The organism is Paenibacillus sp. MAHUQ-63, assembly GCF_028765165.1.
Lineage (GTDB): Bacteria > Bacillota > Bacilli > Paenibacillales > NBRC-103111 > Paenibacillus_E.
The window spans coordinates 32,675-58,846 of sequence record NZ_JARADB010000002.1; the positions used below are offsets into that span (position 1 = coordinate 32,675).

At 49.8% G+C, this 26,172-nt stretch carries 22 protein-coding genes; 13 read left to right on the top strand and 9 right to left on the bottom strand.

The genetic code is table 11. From position 1 onward, the window contains the following. The first annotated feature begins 5 nt into the window (after positions 1–5). Genes PUT07_RS08560 through PUT07_RS08580 form a run of 5 tightly spaced genes read left to right on the top strand, consistent with a single transcriptional unit; the run spans position 6 to position 2,873 of the window. The gene (locus tag PUT07_RS08560) at positions 6–548 is read left to right on the top strand and encodes a Rieske 2Fe-2S domain-containing protein (RefSeq protein ID WP_274467541.1); all 543 of its coding nucleotides are present in this window, start codon (positions 6–8) and stop codon (positions 546–548) included. After that, positions 538–726, top strand: coding sequence for a hypothetical protein (locus PUT07_RS08565; RefSeq protein ID WP_274467542.1), 189 nt, complete (start codon positions 538–540; stop codon positions 724–726). The genes PUT07_RS08560 and PUT07_RS08565 overlap by 11 nt, the downstream gene beginning before the upstream one ends. Then, positions 723–2,228: a nitrate/nitrite transporter gene (locus PUT07_RS08570; RefSeq protein WP_274467543.1), complete on the top strand. Its 1,506-nt coding sequence runs from the start codon at positions 723–725 to the stop codon at positions 2,226–2,228. The genes PUT07_RS08565 and PUT07_RS08570 overlap by 4 nt, the downstream gene beginning before the upstream one ends. Before the next feature lie 16 nt (positions 2,229–2,244). Further along, complete coding sequence (locus tag PUT07_RS08575; RefSeq protein ID WP_274467544.1) at positions 2,245–2,586, top strand: hypothetical protein; 342 nt, start codon at positions 2,245–2,247, stop codon at positions 2,584–2,586. Further along, positions 2,583–2,873, top strand: coding sequence for a hypothetical protein (locus PUT07_RS08580; protein WP_274467545.1), 291 nt, complete (start codon positions 2,583–2,585; stop codon positions 2,871–2,873). The genes PUT07_RS08575 and PUT07_RS08580 overlap by 4 nt, the downstream gene beginning before the upstream one ends. Before the next feature lie 79 nt (positions 2,874–2,952). On the opposite strand, the gene PUT07_RS08585 is transcribed toward PUT07_RS08580, so the two are convergent. Further along, positions 2,953–3,585, bottom strand: a complete 633-nt coding sequence (locus tag PUT07_RS08585) for a Crp/Fnr family transcriptional regulator (RefSeq protein WP_274467546.1) — start codon at positions 3,583–3,585, stop codon at positions 2,953–2,955. 333 nt (positions 3,586–3,918) lie between these two features. Continuing rightward, positions 3,919–5,373, bottom strand: a complete 1,455-nt coding sequence (hemG, locus tag PUT07_RS08590) for a protoporphyrinogen oxidase (RefSeq protein ID WP_274467547.1) — start codon at positions 5,371–5,373, stop codon at positions 3,919–3,921. Positions 5,374–5,552: 179 nt separating this feature from the next. Between hemG and PUT07_RS08595 the strand changes: the two genes are divergently transcribed. The 5 genes from PUT07_RS08595 to lpdD all read left to right on the top strand — a co-directional run bounded on the left by PUT07_RS08595 (position 5,553) and on the right by lpdD (position 7,371). Then, on the top strand, positions 5,553–5,789 hold the full coding sequence (locus PUT07_RS08595) for a DUF2249 domain-containing protein (RefSeq protein WP_274467548.1): 237 nt from the start codon (positions 5,553–5,555) through the stop codon (positions 5,787–5,789). 96 nt (positions 5,790–5,885) lie between these two features. Beyond that, positions 5,886–6,098, top strand: coding sequence for a sulfurtransferase TusA family protein (locus PUT07_RS08600; RefSeq protein ID WP_274469252.1), 213 nt, complete (start codon positions 5,886–5,888; stop codon positions 6,096–6,098). Between the two features lie 30 nt (positions 6,099–6,128). Beyond that, positions 6,129–6,437: a metal-sulfur cluster assembly factor gene (locus PUT07_RS08605; protein ID WP_274467549.1), complete on the top strand. Its 309-nt coding sequence runs from the start codon at positions 6,129–6,131 to the stop codon at positions 6,435–6,437. An 83-nt stretch (positions 6,438–6,520) separates the two neighbouring features. Further along, positions 6,521–7,219 (top strand): Crp/Fnr family transcriptional regulator, encoded by a 699-nt coding sequence (locus PUT07_RS08610; protein WP_274467550.1) that lies wholly within the window; start codon positions 6,521–6,523, stop codon positions 7,217–7,219. After that, positions 7,219–7,371 carry a prenylated flavin chaperone LpdD gene (lpdD, locus tag PUT07_RS35590; RefSeq protein ID WP_379239642.1) on the top strand — a complete coding sequence of 51 codons (153 nt, stop codon included), beginning with the start codon at positions 7,219–7,221 and terminating at the stop codon, positions 7,369–7,371. The genes PUT07_RS08610 and lpdD overlap by 1 nt, the downstream gene beginning before the upstream one ends. A gap of 189 nt (positions 7,372–7,560) precedes the next feature. Here lpdD and PUT07_RS08615 read toward each other — a convergent pair whose 3' ends face one another. The 4 genes from PUT07_RS08615 to PUT07_RS08630 form a co-directional block, all read right to left on the bottom strand. Then, on the bottom strand, positions 7,561–8,664 hold the full coding sequence (locus PUT07_RS08615) for a TIGR04053 family radical SAM/SPASM domain-containing protein (protein WP_274467551.1): 1,104 nt from the start codon (positions 8,662–8,664) through the stop codon (positions 7,561–7,563). Between the two features lie 157 nt (positions 8,665–8,821). Further along, positions 8,822–10,507 carry a SulP family inorganic anion transporter gene (locus tag PUT07_RS08620; protein ID WP_274467552.1) on the bottom strand — a complete coding sequence of 562 codons (1,686 nt, stop codon included), beginning with the start codon at positions 10,505–10,507 and terminating at the stop codon, positions 8,822–8,824. 148 nt (positions 10,508–10,655) lie between these two features. After that, positions 10,656–10,982, bottom strand: coding sequence for an ArsR/SmtB family transcription factor (locus tag PUT07_RS08625; RefSeq protein WP_274467553.1), 327 nt, complete (start codon positions 10,980–10,982; stop codon positions 10,656–10,658). Between the two features lie 106 nt (positions 10,983–11,088). Next, complete coding sequence (locus PUT07_RS08630; RefSeq protein ID WP_274467554.1) at positions 11,089–11,613, bottom strand: hypothetical protein; 525 nt, start codon at positions 11,611–11,613, stop codon at positions 11,089–11,091. 229 nt (positions 11,614–11,842) lie between these two features. Between PUT07_RS08630 and PUT07_RS08635 the strand changes: the two genes are divergently transcribed. Both PUT07_RS08635 and PUT07_RS08640 read left to right on the top strand, forming a co-directional pair. Then, positions 11,843–18,754 (top strand): Ig-like domain-containing protein, encoded by a 6,912-nt coding sequence (locus PUT07_RS08635; protein ID WP_274467555.1) that lies wholly within the window; start codon positions 11,843–11,845, stop codon positions 18,752–18,754. Between the two features lie 309 nt (positions 18,755–19,063). Continuing rightward, entirely contained in the window at positions 19,064–20,227 is a 1,164-nt protein-coding gene (locus tag PUT07_RS08640) for a DUF4317 domain-containing protein (RefSeq protein WP_274467556.1), read from the top strand. Between the two features lie 151 nt (positions 20,228–20,378). On the opposite strand, the gene PUT07_RS08645 is transcribed toward PUT07_RS08640, so the two are convergent. Genes PUT07_RS08645 through PUT07_RS08655 form a run of 3 tightly spaced genes read right to left on the bottom strand, consistent with a single transcriptional unit; the run spans position 20,379 to position 24,791 of the window. Further along, the gene (locus PUT07_RS08645) at positions 20,379–21,350 is read right to left on the bottom strand and encodes a sugar ABC transporter substrate-binding protein (protein ID WP_274467557.1); all 972 of its coding nucleotides are present in this window, start codon (positions 21,348–21,350) and stop codon (positions 20,379–20,381) included. Further along, the gene (locus PUT07_RS08650) at positions 21,334–22,983 is read right to left on the bottom strand and encodes a response regulator (protein ID WP_274467558.1); all 1,650 of its coding nucleotides are present in this window, start codon (positions 22,981–22,983) and stop codon (positions 21,334–21,336) included. The genes PUT07_RS08645 and PUT07_RS08650 overlap by 17 nt, the downstream gene beginning before the upstream one ends. Further along, positions 22,983–24,791, bottom strand: coding sequence for a sensor histidine kinase (locus tag PUT07_RS08655; protein ID WP_274467559.1), 1,809 nt, complete (start codon positions 24,789–24,791; stop codon positions 22,983–22,985). Before PUT07_RS08655 ends, PUT07_RS08650 begins: the two co-directional genes overlap by 1 nt. A 265-nt stretch (positions 24,792–25,056) precedes the next feature. Between PUT07_RS08655 and PUT07_RS08660 the strand changes: the two genes are divergently transcribed. Next, a complete protein-coding gene (locus tag PUT07_RS08660; RefSeq protein ID WP_310188817.1) occupies positions 25,057–26,100 on the top strand; it encodes an ABC transporter substrate-binding protein in 1,044 nt (347 codons plus the stop codon). Positions 26,101–26,172: the final 72 nt, after the last annotated feature.

Below are 26,172 nucleotides of genomic sequence, written 5' to 3' on the forward strand. Positions count from 1 at the left end.
CCTGCATGGAACAGGACCAAAACAAGAAGCGCGACAATAACCATAGTCCCTTTCAAGAGGATAATTATACGCATAACATAAAAAAAAATGATGAACGGAAATTGGATCGCCGCGGCTTTATGAAGACGCTGGTTGGCGCGGCGGGCGTGTTCGCCGTATCCACGCTGCCGTGGGGCACGCTAGCGGCCAAAGAACTCAAGGGACTCGCGAAGAAGTCCTACCCTCAGCTCAAAATTACCGATATCAGTTCGCTGAAAGTCGGCGATGCGGTTGAATTCGCCTATCCGGGGGAGCATGATTCGGCGCTGCTGATCCGTCTTGGCGAGAACGAGTACAAAGCCTACCAGAATGCCTGTACGCATCTGAAGTGCCCCGTGTTCTGGAGCAAAGAGAAGGATGAGATGGTGTGTCCTTGCCATCATGGCATCTTCGATGTCAGAACCGGAGCGCCGACGGCGGGACCGCCGAAGAGACCATTGCCGGAGGTGCTCCTGAAGAAGGAGCAAGGAGCGATCTACGCGACGGGAGTGAAGCGATATGAAACGTAGCTATGTCGGCGTCCTGCTTCTGTGCATCGTATTGTTTCTTAACATTGTTTGTACACAAAAAGCTGTAAATGCGTACTATTTCGATCAGTTCCGCACCGTTATTGTTTATGCCGTGCTGAACATTCTGCTATTCCCTGCTGCATTATGGATCTATAACCGGGAGCGTGACGTCAAATGAATGTGAAAAAATTACAATTACCCCTGCAAACAATCAGTCTTGTTCTAGGCTTCATGGTATGGGTGATTCTGTCTTCCTTAATGCCGTTCATTAAGGAAACGATCAAACTAACGCCTTCCCAGCTTACTTGGGTCACCGCAATTCCGGTCTTGTTCGGTTCTATGATGCGCGTGCCTGTCGGATATTGGACGAATCGATATGGAGCAAGGAAACTATTCGTTATCAGTTTTATTCTATTGCTGGCACCTGTTTACTGGGTCAGCCAAGCGGATTCCTTCCAAGATCTGATCATCGGCGGTCTGTTCCTAGGGATTGGCGGAGCTGTATTCTCAGTTGGCGTAACCTCTTTGCCCAAATATTATCCGAAAGAAAGACACGGTTTCGTTAACGGTATTTACGGGATTGGTAATCTTGGAACCGCACTATCCACCTTTGGCGCGCCGGTCCTGGCGAATCAAATCGGCTGGTCCAAAACGGTGATGGCCTATAGTATTTTGTTGATTATTATGGCGGTATTCAACTTTTTCGCCGGGGACCGCAACGAGCCGCGCGTGCAAACCGCTCTTATTGAACAGATTAAAGGAGTATCAAGAAACTCCAAACTCTGGTTATTATGTTTATTCTACTTCCTTACTTTCGGCTCTTTCGTTGCTTTTACGGTCTATCTACCTAATTTCCTAGTTACCAACTTCCATTTAAGTAAAGTAGATGCGGGCATGCGGACTGCCGGATTCATTGCGCTGGCTACAGCGATGAGACCTGTCGGGGGCTATTTGGGAGATAAATTTAACCCATTCAAAATACTCATGTTTGTGTTCGCAGGCTTGACCGTGGCCGGTATCCTGCTATCCTTTGCGCCATCGATGACTTGGTACACGTTAGGCTGCTTAACGATAGCCTTCTGCGCCGGTACCGGTAACGGTACGATTTTCAAATTAGTTCCGATGTATTTCACCAAACAAGCGGGTATCGCCAACGGTATCATTTCCGCAATGGGCGGCTTAGGCGGATTCTTCCCTCCGCTGCTGCTGACCTTCTTATTCAAGCTAACCGGTCATTACGCGATCGGATTCATGGCATTATCCCAAGTAGCTTTGGCGAGCTTGATTCTCATTATGTGGATGTTTTATCAAGAGAAGCTGGGACTATCCGCCAAGATCATTGAGAACACGGTGGAAGGCATCATGGTGACGGATCCGACGGGGAAAATTCAAACCGTTAATGCGGCCTTCACAGAGTTGACCGGGTATGAGGCCAAAGACGTCATTGGGTTGACGCCTAGCTTGCTGAAGTCCGGGAAACAGGACCGCGGGTTCTACGATGCCATGTGGGATCAAATTCGCAGCAAGAGCTTCTGGCAAGGCGAAATTTGGAACCGTAAGAAGAATGGGGATATATATCTGGAATGGCTAACGATCAGCGCAGTCAAGAATGATGCCGGAGATATCATCTATTATGCGGGGATGTTCAGCGATATTACCAAACAAAGAGGCATTAAGTAAGAGAGGGAGATGAACCATGCCGAGTGAATTTGCTTTGGACCTAGTCTTTATTCGTGAACATACGGACACTCCGTTCTATACCGTCATTGACAATCAAATAAGTGCCCTCTTCACGGGCAAAGGCAATTGGTATATAGATTTGAGAGAAGACGAGGGTCTGGATATTGCCGTTGTGGAATTGAAAGGCATGGGGGCATGGGACAACGAGAATGAGCTCCTCTCCTATATAGATGACCGTGTCCCCTATGATTCATCATCTGACATTTCTTGCTGGAATCATCTTCATGGGTATCAGGTCAAGGTATCGCCAAAAGTGGATGCGGGCTGCTGCCGCTTGAAGAAGGAGGTTAGGGTATGAAGTGGGAAGAAAGATTGTCCAGATGGCTTGGCAGTCAGATCGAGGTGCATATTGAGGATCAGGCAGGGCTTGATCCCGTAGCGCCTTCACATAAAATGACACTTACGAAGATCCGGATGTCCGAAAATGAGGATTATGTGCAAATGTATATGAATGATCATCAATTTCTATCCATTCCCCTCAGGGGGAAAGGGCATACAAGCTTAACTAGCACGGAAGAGGGGACGATTCTCAGATCTTCCGATATGACGGCGCAGTTAGTGTATAAAGTCCGTTTTGGTTTGTAGAAAAGGAAATAAAAACCGTTTTGAGTCCTTGTACGAAGGACTTAAAACGGTTCTTTTCATGTGTATATTACGGAATAAGCTACATACGGCATATTTCCAAGGGACAGTTTTCACAGTGGCAAATATCACGGAGATACGCGGCGTTCTTAATGATAATCCGCCCGTTATGAAACTCGACAGCCTCTTCCTTCTTCATGTCGCTCAGCATACGATTGACGCTTTCTCGTGTAGATCCAATCATATCCGCCATTTCGGTATGGCTGATTTTGTAGTTAATTTGGACATGCTCGCCATGGGGAATCCCATAGGAATTGCTTAAACGAATTAATAGGGAGCAGAGCGCACCAGGCTTCCCGTACATCATTAAATCGCGAAATTTCGTTTCTGTCATGCGGTGCATGAGCCCCATCCATTTCATAAATTCAATGGCAAGATCTCCGTGCTGCCATAACAGAACTTCGAGGTCCTTGCGCTGAATAACACCCATTTTACAATCTTCCGTCACTTCGGCGCTAAAGCTCTGCACAGAGTTCTGAAAGGGATCCAACTGACCGAACAAATCACCGGATTGATGTAAATATAGAATGAAGCTTTTGCCCGATTCGGACAGCTTCGTGATGCGCACACCGCCTTGGATGACGTAATATAATTTATCTGCCGTGTCGCCTTCCCAAAATAAGAAATCACCTTTTGCAGAATGCTTCACGTACATGATGTTTTGTAATCTTTCGAAATTTTCTGCAGAGAAGAAATGCATAATTCCTTTATGGGCTTTCGTTTCCGTCCGATTGCAAGTTGTATGATTTTCTCGTGTATATGTCATGGCCACCCTAGACCAACTCCTCAACGTTTCTTTGTTATCTTTATGATAACGGTTATTGTTGGTTTTGGTTATCGGGAGTTCTGCTGATCTTTGGAGCGAATAATCCCTATTCCGGTGTGAGAAAAATCACAGTTAAAACCCTGATTCCCCTAGCAGCAGACTCAGGCAAATAACCGAAATACGGCGGAATTTCCTGATAAGGAAATCAGGGTTTTCCCTGACTTAAATCGTATGGATTTGTTGAAATAACCGTTGAGCCGCATCGCTGCCCTGGGCGATACAATCCGGAATTCCGACGCCGCGGAATGATCGGCCGGCGACAACCAGCTTCGGGAAGTGGGTGTGCAGCTCTTCCTCGATCTCCCGTATTCGCTCCACATGACCTACTAAGTACTGAGACATGGCCTGAGGGTGTCTTGTAATTGCTGAAAATATCGGGGTGATTCGTTCACCGAGGACCCTTATTAAATCTTTCATCACGCGATAGACCAGCTCCTGATCATCTAACTGCAGGTGTGTTTGATCCTTGAAATGGCCGATATATGCCCTTATCAGTACTTTCCCTTGTGGCGCGGTGTGCGTCCATTTGGAAGAAGTCCAAGTGCAAGCGGTGATGTGAAGACCTTCTTGTCTAGGGACGACGAAGCCTGAGCCTTGCAGAGGCTTCTTGAAGTGCGTTTGATCGAATGCCATGACCACATTAGCGACGGAAACGCTAGGGATTTGCCCCAGTTTTTCAGATAGCTGTACGGATGTGGTGCCTTGAAGCATATGTATAGCCTGTTCAGCCGGCGCTGCCATAACGATGCCGTCTGCTTGTACCACTTTGCCGCTGGCAAGGCGGATTTCATACTTATGCTGGTTCCGAGAGAGGCTCTTCACAGGATCATTAAGCTGTATTTGGGTGCCCAAGCTTTGCAGAACCTCCGTTAAGCGATCAACTAATGTGCAGAGTCCTCCTCTGTACGTGAGGAACATACTGCCGCGAAGATGCGAAGGAAGCTCGCTTCCGGCAGATAACGGCTGGGCCGCAGGTTGCTTTTTACGTGACGTTAGCATCCCAAGAATAAGGCTGCGATGCTTACTTTCCATTTCGAGCAGCTGAGGGAAGGTCGCTGCGGTGCTTAGCCTATGGAGATCTCCCGCATAGATGCCGGCGAGTATTGGACTGACCAAACGTTCGGTAACTTCCGAACCTAATCTTCGCTCGATTAAGCTTCCGAGCGATTCATCACGAGGCTCTGTGCTTGCGGGTAAGACAAGATCCAGCGCGGCGCGGGCTTTTCCCGAGAGCGACAGCAGCCGGGTGACCAGGAAAGGTTTCAGTTGTGTGGGAATCCCCATAGCCAGCCCGGCAGGCACAGGATGAAGCTTCCCTTTGAGGTAGATGCAGCTCTTCGAAGCCGTAGGGGACTGGGCGGTTAGTTCATCAAGCAAGCCCAATTCTCTTGTTAGGCTGAGTACGGCAGGCTTACGAGCCAAAAAAGAATCGGGGCCTTTTTCTATAATAAATCCGTCCTGCTTGAACGTTTGGATAGCGCCTCCGAGTTTGGCACTTTTTTCAATGATCATCATCTGAACGGATTGTCCAACCGATGCGAATCGCTTGTGTAATTTGTAAGCTGCAGTCAACCCCGTGATGCCGCCGCCAATAATGGCTATCTGTTTCGTTGCCATGCAAGTTCACTCCTTCCGGATACTTGGGTTCAATGTACCATGTGAGAGGAACCTGAGATATGACGTAGATCACTTTTGTCATTTTTTTCGTAAACGTGATGACCGTCACATTCCGGAACCTCATACACCCTTATACTGAAATTGTGATCGATAACGAGTATATAGGAGGCTGTTAAACCATGGGTCCATTCGCAACCGTAATTAAAGCTCCCGAGTATCCCCCGCAGCTCAAACATAAAGTAATCTTTGAATCCTTCGATCAGCTTGCCGCCGGGGAAGCGATGCTGCTGATCAACGACCACGATCCGCGTCCGCTGCGTTACCAATTTGAGGCCACACGGCCAGGTCAGTTCTCTTGGGAATACCTGGAGCAAGGTCCTGAGACATTTCAAGTGAAAATTGGAAAGCTTGGTTAAAGAGGATTCGTCGAATGGCATCTGCAACAGAAGGAAGCGCTCGGCTAGTTGGAATGGGGTGAATGGAATGGATAAGAAGGCAAAAGCAGCAATATCATTGAACTTGATAATCGCGGATTAGAGCCTCCTCAGCCGATTATGCGTACCCTCCAGGCTCTGGAGGATAGTAAAGTCGGCAGCCAAGTGAGAATTCATAATGACCGGCTGCCGATGTTTCTTATTGAAGAATTGCAGCGATTGGGATATCCGTATCAAGTGGAACACCAAGCGGACGGATCAGCGAGAGTGACCATCGAGAAGACCCATTGATGTGCAATGAAAATGGAGAGTGATTGGAGTATGGAGCAAGTACGAACCATTGGGGAAATTAGAGAGTACCTGAAACAAGTGTTTGATCCGGAGCTAGGTGTTAATATTGTGGACTTAGGCCTCGTCTATGCGATCGAACTTACGGGAGGAGGTGTTGCAATTCGAATGACGTTGACAACGCCGGGCTGTCCGTTGCATGACACCATCGTAGGCGGGGTTCGCCGTGCTTTGGAGGGGCAGGCGGGCATCGCGAATGTTCATGTAGAGGTCGTTTGGGAGCCGCACTGGACGCCTGAGCATATGTCGGAAGCGGCCAGAGAGCAGCTGGATTATTTGTAGCCTATTCGCAGGTGAGCCGGAGATTGTCTGGCTCTCTGAGGCATGTTTGGCACAGAATACTTGTTACAGGAGTGAGTCTGGCAATGAACGTAAAAAACAATGATGCCGGGGAGATCCTGCGCCAAGTTCCCTTGTTTCGGGATTTGACGGAGGGAGAATTGGAGGGGGTTCGCAGGATCATGATTCAGCGTTCCTATCGCAAGAAATCGGTCGTATTTACGGAAGGAAGTGATAAAGAAGCCGTATACTTCATTCAGAGTGGCTTAATTAAGACATATAAGACAGATGAAAACGGTCATCAGCAAATCGTATCGTTCCTGAAAACCGGGGACATGTTTCCACATACCGGCTTGTTCCATGCGAATCATTATCCGGCCACCGCTGAGACCATCGTACCTACGACGCTGCTTGCGATGCCCATCAAGCCATTCGAAATATTCCTTAGCCATACCCCCGGGATTGCGGTGAAGCTCTTGCGGGTAATGAGCGAGAAAATCCTTGAGCTGCAGGGAAAGCTGCAAGAACTGACCGGACAGGATGTGCAGAATAGAGGGCAGCTATTCTTGCTTAAACTGGCAGAGACGAACGGACGGATGAGCAATGGAAGGCTGTTTATCGAAATCCCGATGACCCATCAAGATATCGCTAATGCGATAGGAACCACAAGGGAAACGGTGAATCGTCTGCTGAACCATTTGCGCAGGGACGGCATCGTAGAAACGGATCGTTCAGGCTTTGTGATTCATGATATCGAGGCGCTCCGGCATTGGAGAGAGCAGTAATGCCCCTGCCAATTCATATTGAAACGGCCTTCATGGGGAATGATTATGTGTTTCATATTCATGGCGGGCGCGCACATATTGGAGCCGTAGCCCTGGCTTATTCCGATGGAGAACAGCCTCGCTGGGAATCCTTAGGCGTTGGAACAGCATAAGCGCTGAATATCCCCAACCAAGCAAAGCGATGTGGGAATGAGCATGCAGAAGCGGCTCATATCTGTTTGGTCATGCAGGCAAGAGGGCCATCCCCCGCAATACCACTCCCGACGCGGCTGTTATCAAGATGTAAAGAATAGGGAAACGAAACATTGTTTGCAGCATAGCGAAGCGCCCTCCCTTAGCAATTATTGATAAGCTCTTGGGATGTACGAGCAGGCCGGATCGCTTTCCAAATAATCGCCTGTTACCGCATAAGCTCTGGCCCTGGATCCACCGCAGATTTCTTTGAATTCACAGCAGCCGCACTTGCCCTTCAGCAGGGATTTATCCCGCAATTGGCGCATAATTGGCGAATTGCGGTAAATATCGAGCAGAGGTGTCTGTCTAACGTTGCCGCAGGGGACAGGCAGAAATCCGCTAGGGTATACGTCCCCGGTATGACTGATGAATACAAAGCCATCACCGTCGTTGACGCCTTTAGGAGCCCGTCCCAAACGATCGAAATGCTTAAGGGAAGCGGGCTCCCCTGATTGGTTGGCCTGGAATTTCTCCAGACTCCTTTCTTGTGCGATGACCCTGCGATAATGAGGTGCCTCTGTGGTCTTGATGCCAAACGGCATCTGGGGTCCCAGGTGGTACAGCCATTTCATGACATCCTCGTGTTGTTCGGGAGTGATCATATCTTTCCGCATGCCCCGGCCTGTGGGTACAAGAAAGAACAAACTCCAGAGGACGGCTCCCATCTCCTTCACCTTTTGAGCAGCAGCTGCTAAATCATGCAAATTGTAAGTGGAGACCGTAGTGTTGATCTGGATCGGAATCTGATGCTCTTGCAGGTAAGAGATTCCCCGCATGGTCATATCGAAGGACCCCTTGGTTCCCCGGAAATGATCATGAATTTCGGCGGTCGAGCCATCCAAGCTGAAAGCCCAACGGGAAAGACCGACCTCTTTAGCCTTTATAATAGCTTCTCTTGTTACCTTTGGAGTCGCACTTGGCGTCATTGAGACAGGCAGATGTTTCTCCCGTATGGCATAATCCGCAAGCTCAAATAAATCAGTTCGCATTAACGGGTCGCCGCCTGTGAAAACGAATAAGGGATGCTGCATATCGGCGATTTGATCAATCAGTCTCTTGCCTTCCTCGAAAGTAAGCTGCCTGGGATCCGATTTGTACTGTGCCTCTGCCCGACAGTGTAAGCATTTCAAAGCGCAAGCACGGGTCACTTCCCAAATCACGATAAACGGGTATTCTTGGTAGTCGCGGGTTTGGAGTAAAGCAGTTTCCATGTGTACGCCCCCTTTCCAAATTCATGAGTAGTTCAGTCCCTATCATGATAATGAAATTGAGCGTCTACTGTTGTGAGGGAGATCACAAATGTAAATAAAAATGAATGCGTCAAATCATACCGGCATTTCATCCAAGCGGGTTCGATCGTTGATAACGTTATGCGAAGTGCTTGCCCGTATGACATTGAGAATGGTCAAGCTTCGTTAATGCAAAGCTAATTGCGTCGCCTGTCTTTTCGAAAAAGTGTTCCTGCCCGATAAAGTCGTCTAATCTTGTTCTTTTAAGCATTTGGCGCGGTTGGTTTTGCAGTTCGGCAATGAGTACGCGGCCGCCGTGCTTGTGAAAATGTTTGATAATACCGGATAAAATGGATTCCCCTGTAGAGTCTAAATAGGGAACAGCGGCCATTTTCAATATGAACACTTTGGGTTTGTCATGGGTTTCGTCCATTATGGCTTTCTCAAACAGCGTGGCAGCCCCAAAGAACATAACGCCTTCGACGGCGTAGACATTGATTTGAGGGCAATGATGCTGCTCAACCAACACGTGTGCGGCTGCTTGTTCATTTTTCTCGGAAGGAACGGGCAACACCTTGGCCGTAGTGAGAAGGCTGCTCATATGTTTGACAAAAATAATACCTGACAAGGCTAATCCAACTTCAACAGCGATTGTCAAATCTGCCAAAACCGTTAGAAAAAAGGTAGTAAGCAAAACCAAGGACTCCGCTGTTTTGGTTTTTAGAACGCGAGCAAACTCCTTACGCTCACTCATATTCCAAGCAACGACCATTAGAATGGGGGCCATACTCGCAAGCGGGATGTTCGAAGCATAGGGAGCAAATAAGAACAAAACCAACAGAACGACTACACCGTGAATGACCCCGGAGAGGGGAGACTCCGCACCGTTCTTAATATTTGTTGCCGTCCGTGCAATAGCTCCTGTTGCAGGAATACCCCCGAACAGCGGAGTTACCATATTAGCAATACCTTGACCAATCAATTCGCGGTTGCTGTTATGTCTGGTTCCCGCCATGCCATCAGCGACGACGGCTGAAAGTAAGGATTCAATGCCACCTAACATAGCTATGACAAAAGCGGGCTTTATTAAAGTTTGCATGTGTTCAATGGAGAGTGCCGGCACATGTATGCCAGGCAAGCTGGATGGAATTGCACCGTAGGTAGAACCAATGGTTGCAACTTGGTCAGGATAGAATAGGGATGCAACAATCGTAGAAATCAATAATCCTACTAATGAACCAGGAATTTTGGGTAACCGTTTTGGCGTCACAAGGATAAGAATCAGACAGATCACAGCAGTTATGACGCTATACTTATTAATTGTTGAAATATGAATGCCTAATTCCTTGATATTAGAGAGGAAATCCTGATGCTTATGAAGGTCGCGCAATCCGAGGAAATTGGCAATTTGTCCGCTGAATATGGTAACAGCAATTCCTGTCGTAAAACCTATTGTTACAGGGCGTGGAATAAATTGAATAATACTGCCTAATTTGAAGATTCCCATGAATAATAAAATGACGCCAGCCATAAAACCTGCGATAAGCAAGTTTTCGTACCCATACTGCATGACGATCGCAAATAGAATGGGTATAAATGCGCCAGTCGGACCGCCGATTTGAAATTTGGACCCCCCGAGTAAGGAGATTAATATTCCAGCTACGAACGTGGTATATAGCCCGTACTCAGGCTTTACGCCTGAAGCAATTGCAAACGCCATTCCTAATGGAATGGCGACAATACCTACAATGAAACCTGAAATCAAGTCATTTTGAAATTTTTTTCGATTGTAGCCCTGGAATCTGCCACTAAAAGAGAATTTCATATTCATTCCCACCCGTTATAAATATCTGATTATTTGAATATATAAAAAATCATATATCCAAAACAAATGGATGTCAATTTGTTATTTTCTAAATAAACAAAAAGGAAGTCATCGAGAATTAGGACCCGATTTACTCCCTTTGTGTGAATTACTGATTTTTTATATTTTCTAACATTGAAATAGCATTCACAAGATGATTGTCAAAAATTTGCTTGGCAACAATAAGCAGATCCTTAATTAAGGGGTCCGTTAGAGAGTAGATGACTGAAGTTCCGTCTTTAATCCCGCGGACTACGTTTTTATTCCTTAATACGGCTAACTGCTGCGAAACGGCAGAACCCTCGCTGCCTAAGATAGCTTGTATCTCATTAACGGTTTTATCACCCTCGACCAAAACTTCAAGGATTCTTATACGCAATGGGTGTGCTAGCGCCTTGAAAAAATCGGCTTTAAAATGCTGTATTTCTTGATACATAGCAGTCTCCCCTACTTATTAATATTCGAACATTTGAATATATAGAATATCATATCATAAGCAGGAAAGCATGGACTTTCGCAATCTAAAAAAGACCGGTTAATCCTTACTGAAGCCATTCCAACACGGAAGGGAACAATTCGCGTTCGATTTGGTCAAGATGTTTTTGTAGGGGGTGAATCGTTATTGTGAGACATCGCGTTAGTTCTTTTGCTTCTTTTTTCGTTATCCTTCCCGTCATCCGCTGAGTTCTCGTATAAAATAATTTGAGTATTTCCACAATGTGATGAAGCTCTTGTTCAAGAAGCTCACAGAGTGAGATTTGGAAAGCCGCGTAGGAAGTGGATGCTAGGAAAAGCAGGTCTTTCTCCATCTTCTGAAAAGGATAAAGGACATCTAATAAGCTCCGGATCTCCTTCACCAAATCCTGAATGAATATCATCCGTTGAGGCCTGTTATTCTCTGCTTCAATGCGAACGGAGAGTTCTAATATCAAATGTAAACCTTTCGTTATATCTTCATATACGACATGGAGTGAACGAAATTGTTTCTCGAGCATCCAACGCCAATGCAGGTAGCTATTCATCTCAACCTGACTGGTTATCGAATAAATATTTTGTACAGTATTCATGGAGGTGCCTCCTTTTTAGCCTATATCTGAATTTTAAACGTTCCACGCATGCTTGACTGTGATGTATCTCACGGCGGGTTCCCGTAAAAGGGGTGAGAAAGTCAAAAATTTGGAGTGGAATGTCATATTATTGGAATCCACCGGGGGAAATCAGAGACTATAATGAAAAAGCTTCTTGGAAAGCGCTTTCTTCCTTGAAGCCATACCAAGATTATGGGGGAGGGGCAAATTGAGCAACTTACGGCAGTTAATCGCATTCATCCTCATCATGGCGCTCGTATGCAGCGCGATGCCGGGTGGCCAAGCTTATGCTTTGGAGAAAAGCGGGGAGCCAGGATTGTTGGCTTGGTACAAGCTGGATGCGCCTTATGAACTTAACGGTAAGAACATGGCGGAGGATTCCTCCGGCAATGGTCATCATTCCATCAGTGCAATCGGCACTTGGGTCGAGGATGGCGGCGTATACGGCGGGGCCTTATCATTTAACGGCGTCAGTGATCTGATTCAGCTGAACTTGGGGTCAGCTCCGGCAGGATCGTACCTGAAAGAGGCCTTCACGGAGCATTCCGCTTCGTTATGGTTTAAAGCGAACGATACGCAAAAGCTCCAGGTGCTGTACGAACGCGGAGGCAATGCGTCCGGTATGGCGATTCAATTGAACGCGAACAAGCTGGAGGCCGCTGTAGTGAGCGGTGAGCGGACAACCTTGTCCGTCGATTTTACAGATACTACATCTTGGCACCATACGATGGTTACTTTCGACGAAGGAACGTTCACGCTGTACTTGGATGGGAAGGTCGCCGCAACGGCTGCAACGTCGTTTACAAAAGTGAATAGCGCACTTAACGAAGCTGCCATCGGCGCAAAATACGCCGTATATGCATTCGGAGGAGACAACAAGACCGGGGCTTGGTTCAACGGGATGATCGATAATGTGCGTTTGTACGACAGAGCGGTTATGCCTTCGATCGAAGTGACCGGGGTCACCCTGGATAAGGCGCGGTTGACCGCGACGGTCGGCGAATCGGTGTATCTTACCGCTTCTCCCCAGCCGTCGGTCGCGACGAATCGCAATGTCACCTGGACTTCCAGCGATGAATCCGTCGTGACGGTCGCCGTTTACGGTTCAGGACAAGCAGCCGTCGTAGGCAAAAAAGCGGGCAGTGCAACCGTAACCGCGACAACCGCGGATGGCCATTATACAGCTGAGAGCGTTGTTACCGTCCTTCCGTCGCGGATCTCCATGCCCTTCGAGGGACTGGAGGCCTGGTACAAGCTGGATGCGCCATTCGCTTACAACGGCAGGCAAGTTGCAGAGGATTCCTCTGGCAACGGGCATCATTCTGTAAGCGCTGTCGGAGCCTGGCTGCCGGATGGCGGTGTTGACGGCGGGGCCTTCTCCTTCAATGGATCGTCAAGCATCCTACAACTCAATACGAATACAATGCCGTTCTTAAGGGATGAGTTCTCCGCATTCACCGCTGCGATGTGGTTCAAGCCGGCGGATCTGAACACCAGACAGGTATTGTTCGAGCGCGGAGGCAATGGGGCAGGTCTGGCCATTCAAATTCATGGAGGGAAGCTTGAGGCTGCCGTTGTGAATAACAAACCCAAAATTGATCGAGTCCTTCTTTCCACAGAGCTGACCGGTGCAGACGAATGGCATCACGTATCCGTTTCTTTCGGTAATCAATCCTTCAAGCTGTTCCTTGACGGACAATTGGTCAAAGAAACGGTTACGTCTTTCGACAAAGTTGCCGCAGCAGCTAACGAGGGGGCGCTTGGTGCGAGATTCGCCGTCGATGCTTTCGACGGATCGGCGACAGGAGCCAACTTCAACGGGGTTATCGATGACGTTCGCTTGTACCATGCTGCCGTCGAGCCTGTCGTAGGTACGGTCCATCCGCAAAGCGTCAGCCTGAATCGGACGGCGGTTACGCTGGGGACGGGGCTTTCGCAGGAGCTCGCTGCAACGGTTATCCCGAAGCATGCGACGAATCAGGATGTGATCTGGTCCTCCAGCGACGAATCCGTCGCGAAAGTTACATCGACCGGCGGTCTGAAGGCTGCCGTGCAAGGGATATCGGAAGGAACGACGACCATTACCGTGACAACGGTCGATGGGGAATACAAGGCGATGAGCATCGTAACTGTCGAGAATATTCCGGTTGTTGGGGTAAGTCTTACGCCTGAGGACGCAGAAATTACGGTGGGAACGACGCAAGCCTTAACGCCGAAGTTCCTGCCTGCCAATGCGTCGAATCAGAAGGTAAGCTGGTCTTCCGACAATTCGTCTATAGCATCGGTTGACGAATCGGGTGTCGTGACAGCGCTTCAGCCAGGTACAGCAACGATTACCGTGGCGACAGCGGAAGGGGGGCATACGGCTTCTGTGGTTATTACAGTCAAGGGCATACCGGTCGCGGGGATCTCTCTGAATCACCCGAAAGTTGCGTTAGCGGTAGATCGGACGCATCTGCTGTCAGCCGCGATCGTGCCTAAGAACGCATCGAATCTTCATGTAACCTGGTCGACTTCGGATCCTTCCGTGGCAGCCGTTGATACGAGCGGCAGAGTGACGGCCGTGGGACCGGGCAACGCATTCATAACGGTAACAACCGAAGATGGAGGCTTGACGGCGAGCAGTGAAGTCACGGTGTACCCATCCGCTCTAGAGAAAATAGATAACCTGTTTCGTGTCGATACAGGGCCCGATCTAGGCAAGAAGGCTACTCTCTATGACGGAACGATCGAGAAGTATAACGGCTACTATTATGCGATGGGAACCGGTACACTCGGACATGTGTATCGGTCGAAGGATATGATTCATTGGGAAAGTCCTTATAGGTTAATTTCAAATGACCCGAGTACGATGCCTCCGACAGTGAATCCGGCTGATTACAACGAATTAGGGGCATCTGACCTGTTCTTTCACAACGGGGTGATGTTCTATACCTACAATGGCACCTCGTTGATCTACGGAGACCCGAGTACGATGAATACGGTACCGGATTTTCGTAACGCCCTCTGGGATAAGAAGTTTGACGATGGTATTGACCCGCAGCTGTTCGTTGCGCACAACGGGGATTTGATCTTCTTGCGCAAGGTAAATCCGGACGAGGTGGATCCGAATACCGGGAAGGCTAAGCCGGGGAATGCCGGAGCGTGGGTATGGAACGTACAATCGTTCTTCAACGAGAAGGGCCATCCGGGCCGGAGCAAGGCGATCGAGACGGTTCATACACAGAAGGGCCAATGGGCCAATGTGAACTTCGTCAATTTCGAAGGACCGGAGCTATTCTACCATAACGGCCAGTATTACATGTTGTATGTCGGAAATCAGATGTTCCCGGAAACAGGACTTTATGAGACCGGGGTGGCGCAAGCGGACAGCTACGATAAAATTACTAATGAAACCAAATACCCGGGCAAGCTGCTGGCGCGCAATATGGAGGGGTTGCTCCTGAAATATAAGGTCATCCTGCCGACGGCCGAGCATGGCGGTCAGCCTTATCAGTATACCTTCAATGCGCCCCAAGCGGGCTGGAACCATATCGGCTCCGATACGAAGGGTTGGGTATCCGGGGAGGGCGGCTTCGGCTGGCCGGATACGAGAACGGGGAAAATCCCGACCATTTACAACAACGGGAAAACGGCGACGTCCGAGATATGGGCGCATCCGAACGGTCAGCCCTCCATGTGGGCGAAACGCTCCTTCCATCTGGATGCTGTGCCGGAGACCACGGCGCTGCGCTATCGTCTGGAGGGATATGGAAAGCTGTATGTGAACGGCAAGGAGTTCTTCGCGTTCAATGGTCAGCAGCGAGCTTACAAGATGGTCGAGGTTCCCGCCGAACTTCTGCAGGCCGGGGAGAACGTGATTGCCGTAGAAATTAGTAAAGACGGCGGGGACCCATTGAATTTCTACCATCTGGATTTCGGTCTGTACGATACGAACGGTCATCCGGTTGAGCCCGATATTATCGGACCGTCGCAACCGAATATCATAAAGGGGCCGAACGGCTTCGAGACTTGGGCCACCTATAAGGCTTTCTGGAACAGCGATAACGGGCAAGGAAAGGATCGCGTCTACTTCTGGGATCAGGAGATGGTCGTCGACGGACCGACGTCTTATGATTCGGAAGGGATTCATCCGGATGCCTGGACACCGACGTTCCAGGACCGGTTCGATTCGGAAGCCAGCTTGCAGCATTACGACATCCCGGGGGCAGGCGTACGGATCGACAACGAGGCGTTGTACTTTAACAACCCTGGCGACTCGAAACAGGTGCTGCTGAACGGTTACGAAGCGGAAAATGTCTTCGTAGAGGCCAATCTCCGATTCGATGACAAGGATTTCGGAGACGAGGGGCAGGCCGGCATTGTGGTATGGCATCAGGATGAGCATCATTATGTGAATGTGTTGGTCGACCGCGATGACCGGAAGCTTGTCGTCCAGTCCCGCATAGACGGCGTTTCGGAGAGCTCGGTCATAGACCTGCCTTCGACGTTCGCCTTCCTGGACGATGACCCGCGTGCCAAAGACTTCGCGGAGCAATATCATACGCTCAGGGTCTATAAGAACGGGGCCAAATTGTTTGCGGAATTGGATCACTACACGCTTAACGACGACCGGCCGGTGTTCGAGCATGAGTCGATGGCTGCTCCAGGGCGAATTGGCTTGATCAGCAGCAAGGCCAAGGTTCGGATGGATAACGTAACCGTGACGACCGGTTGGAGCGAATACGGAACGTATATGAACGGTTGGGATCAAGCGTGGTCGGTTACCGAGAAGGGCTTGCAGTCTCCTGAAGCCGGTGAAGCGCTCACGGTGAAGGGCGATCGGATGCTCGGGCATGAATTTTCGGTGAATGTGAATACGGGCTCCCTGCCAGACAAGGGTAAGGCGGGCGTCATTCTCGCGTATGTCGACGACCGGAACTACGTGACGGCAAGTACGAATTACGCCACGAACGAATTCGAGCTGCGCAAGGTTGTCGATGGCCAGGAGGAGATGATGGCCGTCGCTCCCACAGCGAGAGACACGATCTATGGGCACAGCAACTACGCAGAGAACGGTCAGCGCGAGTATGTATACGATCTGCGCGCAGAAGCGGAGATTTCATCGGCGAAGATCCTGTGGTTCCATGGTCCGTTCTCGTACATGAACAAGAACTTTGAGCTGCCTCCATCGAACTCGGCAGATTTCAAGTTCGACAGCTGGACGAATGGTTGGAACCCGGTACCCTTTACGTATCAAGATAAGGGAAAAGGCGATTATCATATTGCCGGCTTTGAGGAAAATGTGAAAACCAGTCAGCTTCGATTGAGCGTCCCCTCGGAATCGAATCGTCCGTTCTCTTTCGCCCTTCGGGAAGAGATCAGCGCGCAAAACTTCTACAAAGTAGTTAGGTCGAAGGGGAAAATCTATGTATGGGTGAACAACAATCTGATCTTCGACGCAGAGGATCCATTCTTCAACAGACCCGCTCAGGCAGGCCTTTATACCGATGGCATCCAGGCCGCCTACAACGCCCTAACCGGCTTCGACGTATCGGGACAGCTTCCTGCGAGCGATGACGGCGGCGCTTCTCTGACCGTGAAAGCGGAGGTGGCCGGCCAAGCCGGCAGCAACGGATGGTACGTTTCGGATGTCAATGTCACACTGCGTCCGCAAGGAGAAGCCTTGGATCACGTCAACCTGTTCTACAGTCTGGATGCGGGAGGCACCTGGCACGCGTACAGCCACCCGATCGCGATTTCCGCCGAAGGCGTGAGTGAGCTCCTCTATCGCGCCGAAGATGGGGCCGGGCATACAACGAAGATCGCAACGCTCACCATCAACATCGATAAGACCGCGCCTGTCATCGCGTTAAATGGACTGTCCCCTGTCACCGTGCCAGCCGGCGGGACTTATAACGAGCAAGGCGCAACGGCAACCGATAATATCGGTCCTGTGGGCGAGATTACGGTTATAGGTGAAGTTCATACCAACACGGTAGGCACCTACACACTGCGATACCGGGTTTCCGACCAAGCGGGGAACGCTGCCGCGGAAGCGGTACGGAAGGTAACGGTCGAGGAGGCAGAGGATGCATCCGAAACTGGCGAGCCTGCCGGCGAAGGCAGCCAGACGGAGGGAACCCCTGCCGGAGGAAGCACAGCGCCGACCTCCGGGAGCAAGGAACGGCAAACGGATGTGAGCCCGGAAGCAAGCAAGCAGTTGGAGCTGGAAGGCGGAGTAAAGATTCAAGTTCCTGCGGGCGCCGTGTCTTCGAAGGGGACGATTCGGATCACGGTTGTCGAACCGGACCAGATTCCCGCGAATGGCGCTCTTCAACCGGTCAGCCGGATTTTCGAACTGTCCAGTACGACGGGCGATCGGTTCTCGAAGCCGCTTGAGCTTTCATTCGTCTACGAGGCCAAGCAATTGAAGCCGGGAAGCCAACCGGCCGTGTACTATTATCACGCAGGCCAGAAGCGTTGGATGTTCCTCGGCGGTACCGTTAATGAAGGCGGAACGATTCGGGTGAATGTCGACCACTTCACGAAGTTCGCCGTCTTCTCCTATGAACCGGCAGAGATGAAGGACATGGCGAGCCATTGGGCGGCAAGCTACGTGCACCGCCTCGCAGGGATGAATGTCACAGCCGGATACCCGGACGGAAGCTTCCGGCCGGAAGCAACCGTTACGAGGTCCGAATTCGCTAAGATGCTGGCTACGGCCTTAGGTCTTGAAGCAGCCTCCCGCGACACGAACTTCTCGGATGAAGCGGATATCCCGTCTTGGGCGAAGCCGCACATCGCGGCCGCCGTACAAGCGGGCCTGATTCAAGGCTACGTGGAAGCCGGCACGACTAGCTTCCAAGGGCAGCTCGCCGTGACGCGCGGGGAAGCCGCCGTGATGACAGCGAGAGCTTTGCAGCAATACGGAAGAAGTACGGCCGGTTTGACGAGATCTGCACCGAGTATGACAGACGCCTCGGACATTCCGTCCTGGGCGAAACCATCGATCGACCACGCTCTATCTGCGGGCATCTTGAATGGTTACGAAGATGGCGCTTTCCGCGCTGGCCGTACAACGACAAGGGGCGAAGCAGCCGCGATGATTTATAAATTGCTGGCCGCATTGGGCATATAGCTTATTGAAATAAAACGGAGCGCCGCGGGTTTGCGGGCTCCGTTTTATGCGTTATTCTGAAGCATCACATTTTTTTACTGTAGAAGGACAAGATAGATTCTCAAAACGGTTGAGAAATCTAGCATAATGAATTAACATACAGGAGTAGTTCATCCCAGTGATAGGAATGCAGATGTGCGCTTCATTAGAAGCGTCAATTAACGCTATATTTTCTATTGTAACGGTGGAAGCCCTTTTCATGAAGGGTTTTTGTTTTGATGTGAATGCTCAGTAAGGCTATTACACTTCATAGGAGTTGACTAACGAATCATGATGAAGAAAGAAATCGCACATATTCGCAAGCAATTTAAATTGGATCACGAGATGCTTAAAATTTTCGATATTTTCAACGTGTATATCATGAAGGAAAGCAATGAGATTTACCATTATGAGCGCCAGCCGTTCGCCCTATTGGACAGGGAGAAGCAGGAACTCTATATGATCAATTTCAAAAAACTGCTGACCGGCGAATTAGATCAGAAGATGTTCGAGTTAAAGTTTCAGGAGGAAGCGGAGCAGCCTACGCAGGTGCTTCTTCATCAAGGTCTGGTAACCGGGAATCCGGAAGAATGGCAAGATCTCATGCTCTTGTTGGTGGAGAAAATGCTGGTGGATACCCAATACGAACAAGATACGGTGGTAACCTTCGTCCGTGGACAATACTCCCGTCCGACCAAGGCCAGGAACGAAGAAGCCGAGGTGAGCGAAAAGGACGAGATGTTCGCGAATCTGTTCATTCTGTGCAGCGTGAATTCCACGGAACAACAGCGGAAAACGCTCATGTTTGATTATGTGGAGAGGGAATTCAAGTACAACGTCTTCGTAGACCCGATCATCAAATTGAACACGCCGGAGCAAGGCTTTTTCTATCCTAGCGTGACGGACAACTATTCGGACATGAATCGCATTCTGTATTGCGCAGGGAAAGCGAATGAACCGAATCCGCGATTCATCGAGCAAGTCCTAAATGCCGAGAAGACCGTGACGGCGTTAGAAGAGAGAGCCATTTTCGAGGACATCGTGAAGGAAGTGGCGGGCGAACAGCTGGATGCCGCTACGATCGCTCATGTGTACGAGGAAATTCACCGGGTCATCGAGTCCAACGAGGAAGAAGAGCCTCCTAAGCTGGATTATAAAGATGTGGGGCGCATGCTGTCCGCGAGCGGCGTGGAGAACGTGACGATGGAAAGGGTGGAACGAGCGTTCCAGGCGGTCGTCGACGACAAAAACTATGAAATCAAAGCGAGCAGCGTCATTCCGAAGTTCACTTCGAAATCGATTAAGATAGATACGAAGGTAGCCACGATTACGGTCAGTCCGCAAGATTTAAAGTACGTGAGACAGGTGAATTATCAAGGAAAACGCTGTATCCTGATCGAGGTTGACGAAGACGCCGTGATCGAAGGATTTACGCTTAGTACGGAGACGTTGTAGAGACGTTGTAAGCCCAAGCTTATGCATAGGAACCCAGTCGGCCTGCTTCGATTTAATAAACCATTAAAAAACTTCCCTCCTATTGCCCGGAGGGAAGTTTTCTTCGTTGGAGCCGGTGGAATAGGGGGACGCAGGTGGGAAAAGAGTACGCTCACTCCAACGAATCCTTCGTCACTTCCCGGACGCCGGTGTTGATGTGCGAGGGAGCACTTTCCCCGCGTACCGTATGGAGCAATTGCCCGATGATGTCATCACCCCATACCTGCTCATCTTGCGAGATAACGGAGGTCATCTGCCCGTTGATCAGCGCCTCCTTCACGTTCGGCATCATGCCGATGGAGACGACGTTCCGCTTCAAGCCTTTAGCCTTCCACAGAAGGATCGAGGCTGTGCTGGATAAAATATCGAGGGTAATGAGCGTATCGAAGTGAGGGTGGTCATCGATCATCCGCTCCATATCCTTTAATGCTTTATCGGAGGAACCCTCGTTGTAGCCTACCTCCAGCACCTGGATTTCCGTATGCCGGGACAAATAGTCAAGCATGCCGGTAAGCCGGTTCTTCTGACTGGACACATCCGCCATCCCGGATTCGACCAGCACCATGCCCTTACCCTTCATCAGCTTATTCACGATTTCGCCCATGTAAGCCCCGCTCTTGTAATGATCGGGACCGATGTAGGCGGAGCGCCGGCTTGCGGGGGCGTCGGTTTCGAAGCAAACGACCGGAATACCGGCATCGGCCGCCTTGTTGATCGCAGGGATGAGGGCGTCCGGGTCGATCGGATCGATCGCGATACCGTCTACCCGCATCTTAATCATGGTTTCCATCATTTGAATTTGCTGTTCGATGTTAATCTCTTCCGGCGCTTTGACGAGCAGCTGCACCGAGTTGGCGGCGGCCGTCTTTTCCGCGTATTGCGTAATGACCTCATAGAAAGAATGCGCCATCGGATAAATAATCCCGAACGTATAGGCCGGATCCTGCACGTTCTTTTGCCCGGAAGAGGGGGGCGCGGAAGGAGGCGCGGGAGCGGCAGGCGCGGTATCCTTGTAGACCGCGATTGCGATGAATAAGCACAAGATGACCACAAGCAGCAGCCAGGTTCTAAGAGTAACTGACAAAGTCCTTGTGCTCCCCTCTCCCTGTCGCAGGCAGGTCTTTGTTTAGAAAACCGCTTTTGCGAAACTGCTTGGTTGTCATGCCGGTAACCCGCTTGAACAGGCTCGAGAAGTAATGGGCATCGTTATAGCCTACCAGAAAGGCGATTTCATACGATTTGGCCTGCGTCGTTTGCAGCAGCTCCATGGCTTTGCGGATTCTCGTCTGCGTCAAATATTCAATAAACGTCTGCCCGATCTCCTGGCTGAACACTTTGCTTAGATGCCCCGGACTTAAATTCACATGATTGGCGGCATCTTGGAGGGAGAAATAGTCTTTATCGTAATGCTCATGGATATACGTTTTCACTTTCATCAGCAAGTCGCCGTACTTGTCGGCCGCACCTGAACGCCATTGCCAGTATTGCTCGGATAACCGGATTAAGTATGCGCAAGCTTCGTCCCAAGAGCGAATCGCTTCGATGGATTTTTGCATCGTTTGCAGCGTTATATCGAAGTTTGCGATGCTGGGGTAAGTATCCTTGGCGGAGCGAAAGACCTCCAACGTCAGGTCGTTTAACATATAATATCCGATCAGCGAAGCGTGCCAGTCGGTTGGCTGAAGGACGGAGGCGAACGATTGAACGAAGGTTTGCACGTTGGCCGGCGAGCCGATTTTCAGATAATCGACAAACTGCGCCCTGTCGAGGAACATAGACTGTTCCAACGAGCTGCTCTTGGAGTCCAGCATGGCTTGGCGGTTTTGGCGGGATAACCGGCGCAAGTAGTTGTCCTCCATGGCTTCCAGGAAGGAAACATGGATGCCCTGCATCCGGTCTTGAATACTCCCGACCCCAACGGAAATCGAGTAGGGCAGCTCTTCAGCGGCTTGATTATGCATGTGCTGGAACGCCAGTAAGATTTGCTTTAGCTTATCTTGAGACTCGCTTTTCAGAATCCACACCCATTCGGTCTTGCTTCGCTTGAACACCCGTATATGGTCGCCTTCGAGCTTGAGCTGCGCCGTGATGTCCAGCTGCTTCATGAACTCGGTGATATCTTCCGGCAGTGTATCCGCTTCTTGCAGCTTCCGGATATCCGCTGTCGCTACTGCGTAATAGCGGGCGAACAGGTTCAAGTTCAGCTTGGAGCTCGCATGTACAGCTTCGGATGTTGTAATAAAGCCGCTGCATAGATCATTCAGCAGCTTGACCTGCGTCATGCTTGCTTGCTGGCTTTCTCCTTGCCTCAGCAGCTCGATTTGCTCCTTCTCGCGGCGCTCGCTGTCAATCTTGTCGCTGACTTGGCGAAGAATTTGCAGCAGATCCGCCGAGCTGAACGGCTTCGTGCAGTATTCCTCCACGCCCAGCCGCAGTGCGGTTCGGGCATACTCGAACTCGCCATGTCCGCTTAAAATAATAATTTTAATATCCGGCATGTGTTTTCTGACAAAGGAGCTCAATTCCAATCCGTCCATGAACGGCATTTTAATATCGGTAATTAAAATATCAGGCTGATACTGCTCGATCATCGGCAGCGCGACCTCCCCGTCGGAAGCATCGCCGCAGTATACGAAGCCCTCCTTTTCCCAATGGATCGTATCACGAATCGTCTCGCGGATTAAAATTTCGTCGTCAACCAGCAGTACTTTTTTCATTAGCCATAGCCTCCTGTCAGGGGGATTCGAATGGAAACCTTCGTTCCTTCGTTCTGGACGCTGTCGATGCTTACACCGTAGTTGCTTCCGTAATACAGCTGAATCCGCTGCTGCACATTATGCAGCCCGAAGCCGCCCGACACCTCGTTCCCGGTTTGCTCCGGCAGCTGCTTATTCGATAAATAATGGCGCGTCTGTTCGAGCTTCTCCGGCGACATCCCGATGCCGTCATCTTCGACGACGATCATCATTTCCCCATTGTCGGCGATGCGGCCCGCGATCCGGATCAGACCTTTGCGGCGCTTGTTCTTTAAACCGTGGTATAAAGCGTTTTCCACAATCGGCTGCAGCGTCATTTTGAGGATCGGATAAGGCTTCAAACGGTCGTCTACATCAATCTCATACTCCAAAATATCGCGGTAGCGCATCTGTTGAATGACGAGATAGCTATGGACGTGTTCCACTTCTTTATGGATCATAATCCAGTCGCGCCCCTTGCTGAGCGATATGCGGAAAAGCTTGGAAAGCGATTGTACGAGCTGAATCACCTGGTGATTTTTGCCGGCCTCAGCCATCCATACGATAGAATCCAATGTATTGTACAAAAAGTGGGGATTAATTTGCGCCTGTAAGGCCCGTAATTCCGCTTTTTTAATTTCTTCCTGTTCCTTAATGCTTTGATCGAGCAGTTCCCGAATTTTGCTAAGCATGGTGTTGAAGCTGTTGCCAAGAAGCGCAATTTCATCGTTGCCCTTGGGCGTGACCTTAGCTTCCAAATAGCCCGAGGCGGCAAGCTGCATTTTGCTTTTTAAGAGATGAAGCGGGTGTGTCAATCGGTACGAAATAAAGAAATGAAGCGAGACGGCAAAAATAAAACTCAGCACGACCGTGATGATGATCAGTTGGCGAATCGAGTTCGCTTCTTCGACGATTTCTTGAAGCGGGACATAGCCGACGATACTCCAGCCGGTCATGCGGGAAGGAGACATGTAGACGAATTTCGGTTTACCTTCCGAAGAATCAATATAATTCGTATCGGCGCCGTTCAGCATATGCGATAGATCCGCAGGCGACGGAAGCTTAGCATGCTCTTTGAGCGTAGAAGGCGTGAAAATCGGCTGCCCTGCAGCGTCGACCACGAAGTAAAACCCCGTTTCACCGATCGTAACGTTATCACAAAATTGTTTGACAACCTTATCATCCAAATCAATGGCGATAAAGCCGATTACTTCATGGGTAATCTGCTGTTTGACGGCAGCCATTATGGAGATGACCTTCGTTCTGTTATATTGAAATCCGTCAATGCGATCAAGCAAGGAAGCCTCGGAGGGCGGGATCATCAGCACTTCATCCGGATGATTCGTTAGATACGTGAAATGAGAATTACGCAGCGGGTTTTTCTCTAGCTGAAACAGGCCTTTTCTTTCACTGATGCCTCTGCCGTAGAGATTGACCATTGTAATATTGAGAACGCTGTCATATTTGTACGTCTGCCGGTACGAATCCATGGTTCTTAAGATTTGTTTCGTATCCTCATAGGTGTCTTCCTGGGAAAATAAGAAGTGAAGCACCTGCGCGTTTTGGCTGATTTCAAGCAGCTTCCTCGTATCGATGAATTGCGTATCGAGATCTCTGGCCAGCTGGTCCGCGGATAGCATGGCGGCTGCTTTGCTGTTGTCGAATACCGTTTTGAACGATTTCTGGTAAGAGATGAGGCCAACCGCAATAAGAGGAATACACGTTAGAATGATAAACATCGTGAGCAGCTTAATCTGCAAGCTGGTTGAAATCCATCGGATCAATCTCATAGCAGGTAGGTAACCTTTCTACTGTGTAGGTCGTTGTCTTCATTTCACTATAACAAATTGTCGCTTAAGCGGATATGGTACCGGATACATTTCACCGGAAATAACAATTTTATCTTAAAAAAACAAACTTTTGCCGCAGCGGGTAAGGGGAAATACATAAAAAATTACAAAAAATAAGCTTGAAACTCCGTATAAAAGCATTTTGAAAGCGTTTTATAATGAGGTCACACCACATAAGAGGTGAACCAAGGGGAGGAAACGGATGATGAAGATGACGAAAAAAATGGGAGCTCTCGTTGCGGCTTCCTGCATGATGTTACTCACGGCGGCTTGCGGCAATAGCGCCAGCACAGGGGCAAGCACATCGGCGGCCCCGGCTAGCAGTACGGCTGCAGCTACAGCTTCGGCGGCTCCGGCGACGCCGGCGGCCAAAAAGATTACACTAGGCTTCGCGCAAGTAGGTGCAGAAAGCGGCTGGCGCACAGCGAATACCAAATCGATTCAGGATTCGGCGAAGGATGCCGGCTTTGATTTGAAATTCTCCGATGCCCAGCAAAAGCAAGAGAACCAGATTAAAGCGATTCGTACGTATATTCAGCAAAAGGTGGATGTCATCGCCTTCTCGCCGGTCGTTGAATCCGGTTGGGATACGGTACTGAAAGAAGCGAAAGACGCCAAAATCCCGGTTATTTTAACGGACCGTGCCGTAGATTCCAAAGATACTTCGCTCTATGTGACCTTTATCGGCTCCGATTTCGTCGAAGAAGGCAAGAAGGCAGGCAAATGGCTGGCCGATAAATACAAAGACGCGAAAGAAGATGTGAACATCGTTGAGCTTCAAGGCACAACGGGCTCCGCACCGGCGAACGACCGGAAGGCCGGATTCGCCGAGGAGATCAAGGGCAACGCTCACCTCAAAGTCATTGCCTCCCAAACAGGCGACTTCACGCGCGCCAAGGGGAAAGAAGTGATGCAGGCGTTCCTGAAAGCTCACAAAGATATCGATGTGCTGTATGCGCACAATGACGATATGGCGCTTGGCGCGATTCAAGCGATTGAAGCGGCCGGTCTCAAACCGGGTCAAGATATTACGATTATTTCCGTCGATGCGGTGAAGGACGGTATGACAGCGGCATCCGAAGGTAAAATCAACTTCATCGTCGAGTGCAATCCGCTGCTTGGACCGCAATTGATGCAGGCTGTCAATGATGTTATCGCCGGGAAGCAGATCGAGAAGCGCATTGTAACCAAAGAAGGCGTGTTTACTTCCGAAGATGCGAAGAAGGTTCTAGCAACCCGTCAATACTAATAAGAAAAGGGGAAAGCCACTCCATTCAAGAAGCAGGTGGAGTGGCTTTCTCTATATAGGAGAGGAGTTGTC

Coding starts and splice junctions, on each gene's coding strand:
- PUT07_RS08560 (WP_274467541.1), top strand. CDS start 6: ATGGAACAGGACCAAAACAAGAAGCGCGACAATAACCATAGTCCCTTT.
- PUT07_RS08565 (WP_274467542.1), top strand. CDS start 538: ATGAAACGTAGCTATGTCGGCGTCCTGCTTCTGTGCATCGTATTGTTT.
- PUT07_RS08570 (WP_274467543.1), top strand. CDS start 723: ATGAATGTGAAAAAATTACAATTACCCCTGCAAACAATCAGTCTTGTT.
- PUT07_RS08575 (WP_274467544.1), top strand. CDS start 2,245: ATGCCGAGTGAATTTGCTTTGGACCTAGTCTTTATTCGTGAACATACG.
- PUT07_RS08580 (WP_274467545.1), top strand. CDS start 2,583: ATGAAGTGGGAAGAAAGATTGTCCAGATGGCTTGGCAGTCAGATCGAG.
- PUT07_RS08585 (WP_274467546.1), bottom strand. CDS start 3,585: ATGTACGTGAAGCATTCTGCAAAAGGTGATTTCTTATTTTGGGAAGGC.
- hemG (WP_274467547.1), bottom strand. CDS start 5,373: ATGGCAACGAAACAGATAGCCATTATTGGCGGCGGCATCACGGGGTTG.
- PUT07_RS08595 (WP_274467548.1), top strand. CDS start 5,553: ATGGGTCCATTCGCAACCGTAATTAAAGCTCCCGAGTATCCCCCGCAG.
- PUT07_RS08605 (WP_274467549.1), top strand. CDS start 6,129: ATGGAGCAAGTACGAACCATTGGGGAAATTAGAGAGTACCTGAAACAA.
- PUT07_RS08610 (WP_274467550.1), top strand. CDS start 6,521: ATGAACGTAAAAAACAATGATGCCGGGGAGATCCTGCGCCAAGTTCCC.
- lpdD (WP_379239642.1), top strand. CDS start 7,219: ATGCCCCTGCCAATTCATATTGAAACGGCCTTCATGGGGAATGATTAT.
- PUT07_RS08615 (WP_274467551.1), bottom strand. CDS start 8,664: ATGGAAACTGCTTTACTCCAAACCCGCGACTACCAAGAATACCCGTTT.
- PUT07_RS08620 (WP_274467552.1), bottom strand. CDS start 10,507: ATGAAATTCTCTTTTAGTGGCAGATTCCAGGGCTACAATCGAAAAAAA.
- PUT07_RS08625 (WP_274467553.1), bottom strand. CDS start 10,982: ATGTATCAAGAAATACAGCATTTTAAAGCCGATTTTTTCAAGGCGCTA.
- PUT07_RS08630 (WP_274467554.1), bottom strand. CDS start 11,613: ATGAATACTGTACAAAATATTTATTCGATAACCAGTCAGGTTGAGATG.
- PUT07_RS08640 (WP_274467556.1), top strand. CDS start 19,064: ATGATGAAGAAAGAAATCGCACATATTCGCAAGCAATTTAAATTGGAT.
- PUT07_RS08650 (WP_274467558.1), bottom strand. CDS start 22,983: ATGAAAAAAGTACTGCTGGTTGACGACGAAATTTTAATCCGCGAGACG.
- PUT07_RS08655 (WP_274467559.1), bottom strand. CDS start 24,791: ATGAGATTGATCCGATGGATTTCAACCAGCTTGCAGATTAAGCTGCTC.
- PUT07_RS08660 (WP_310188817.1), top strand. CDS start 25,057: ATGAAGATGACGAAAAAAATGGGAGCTCTCGTTGCGGCTTCCTGCATG.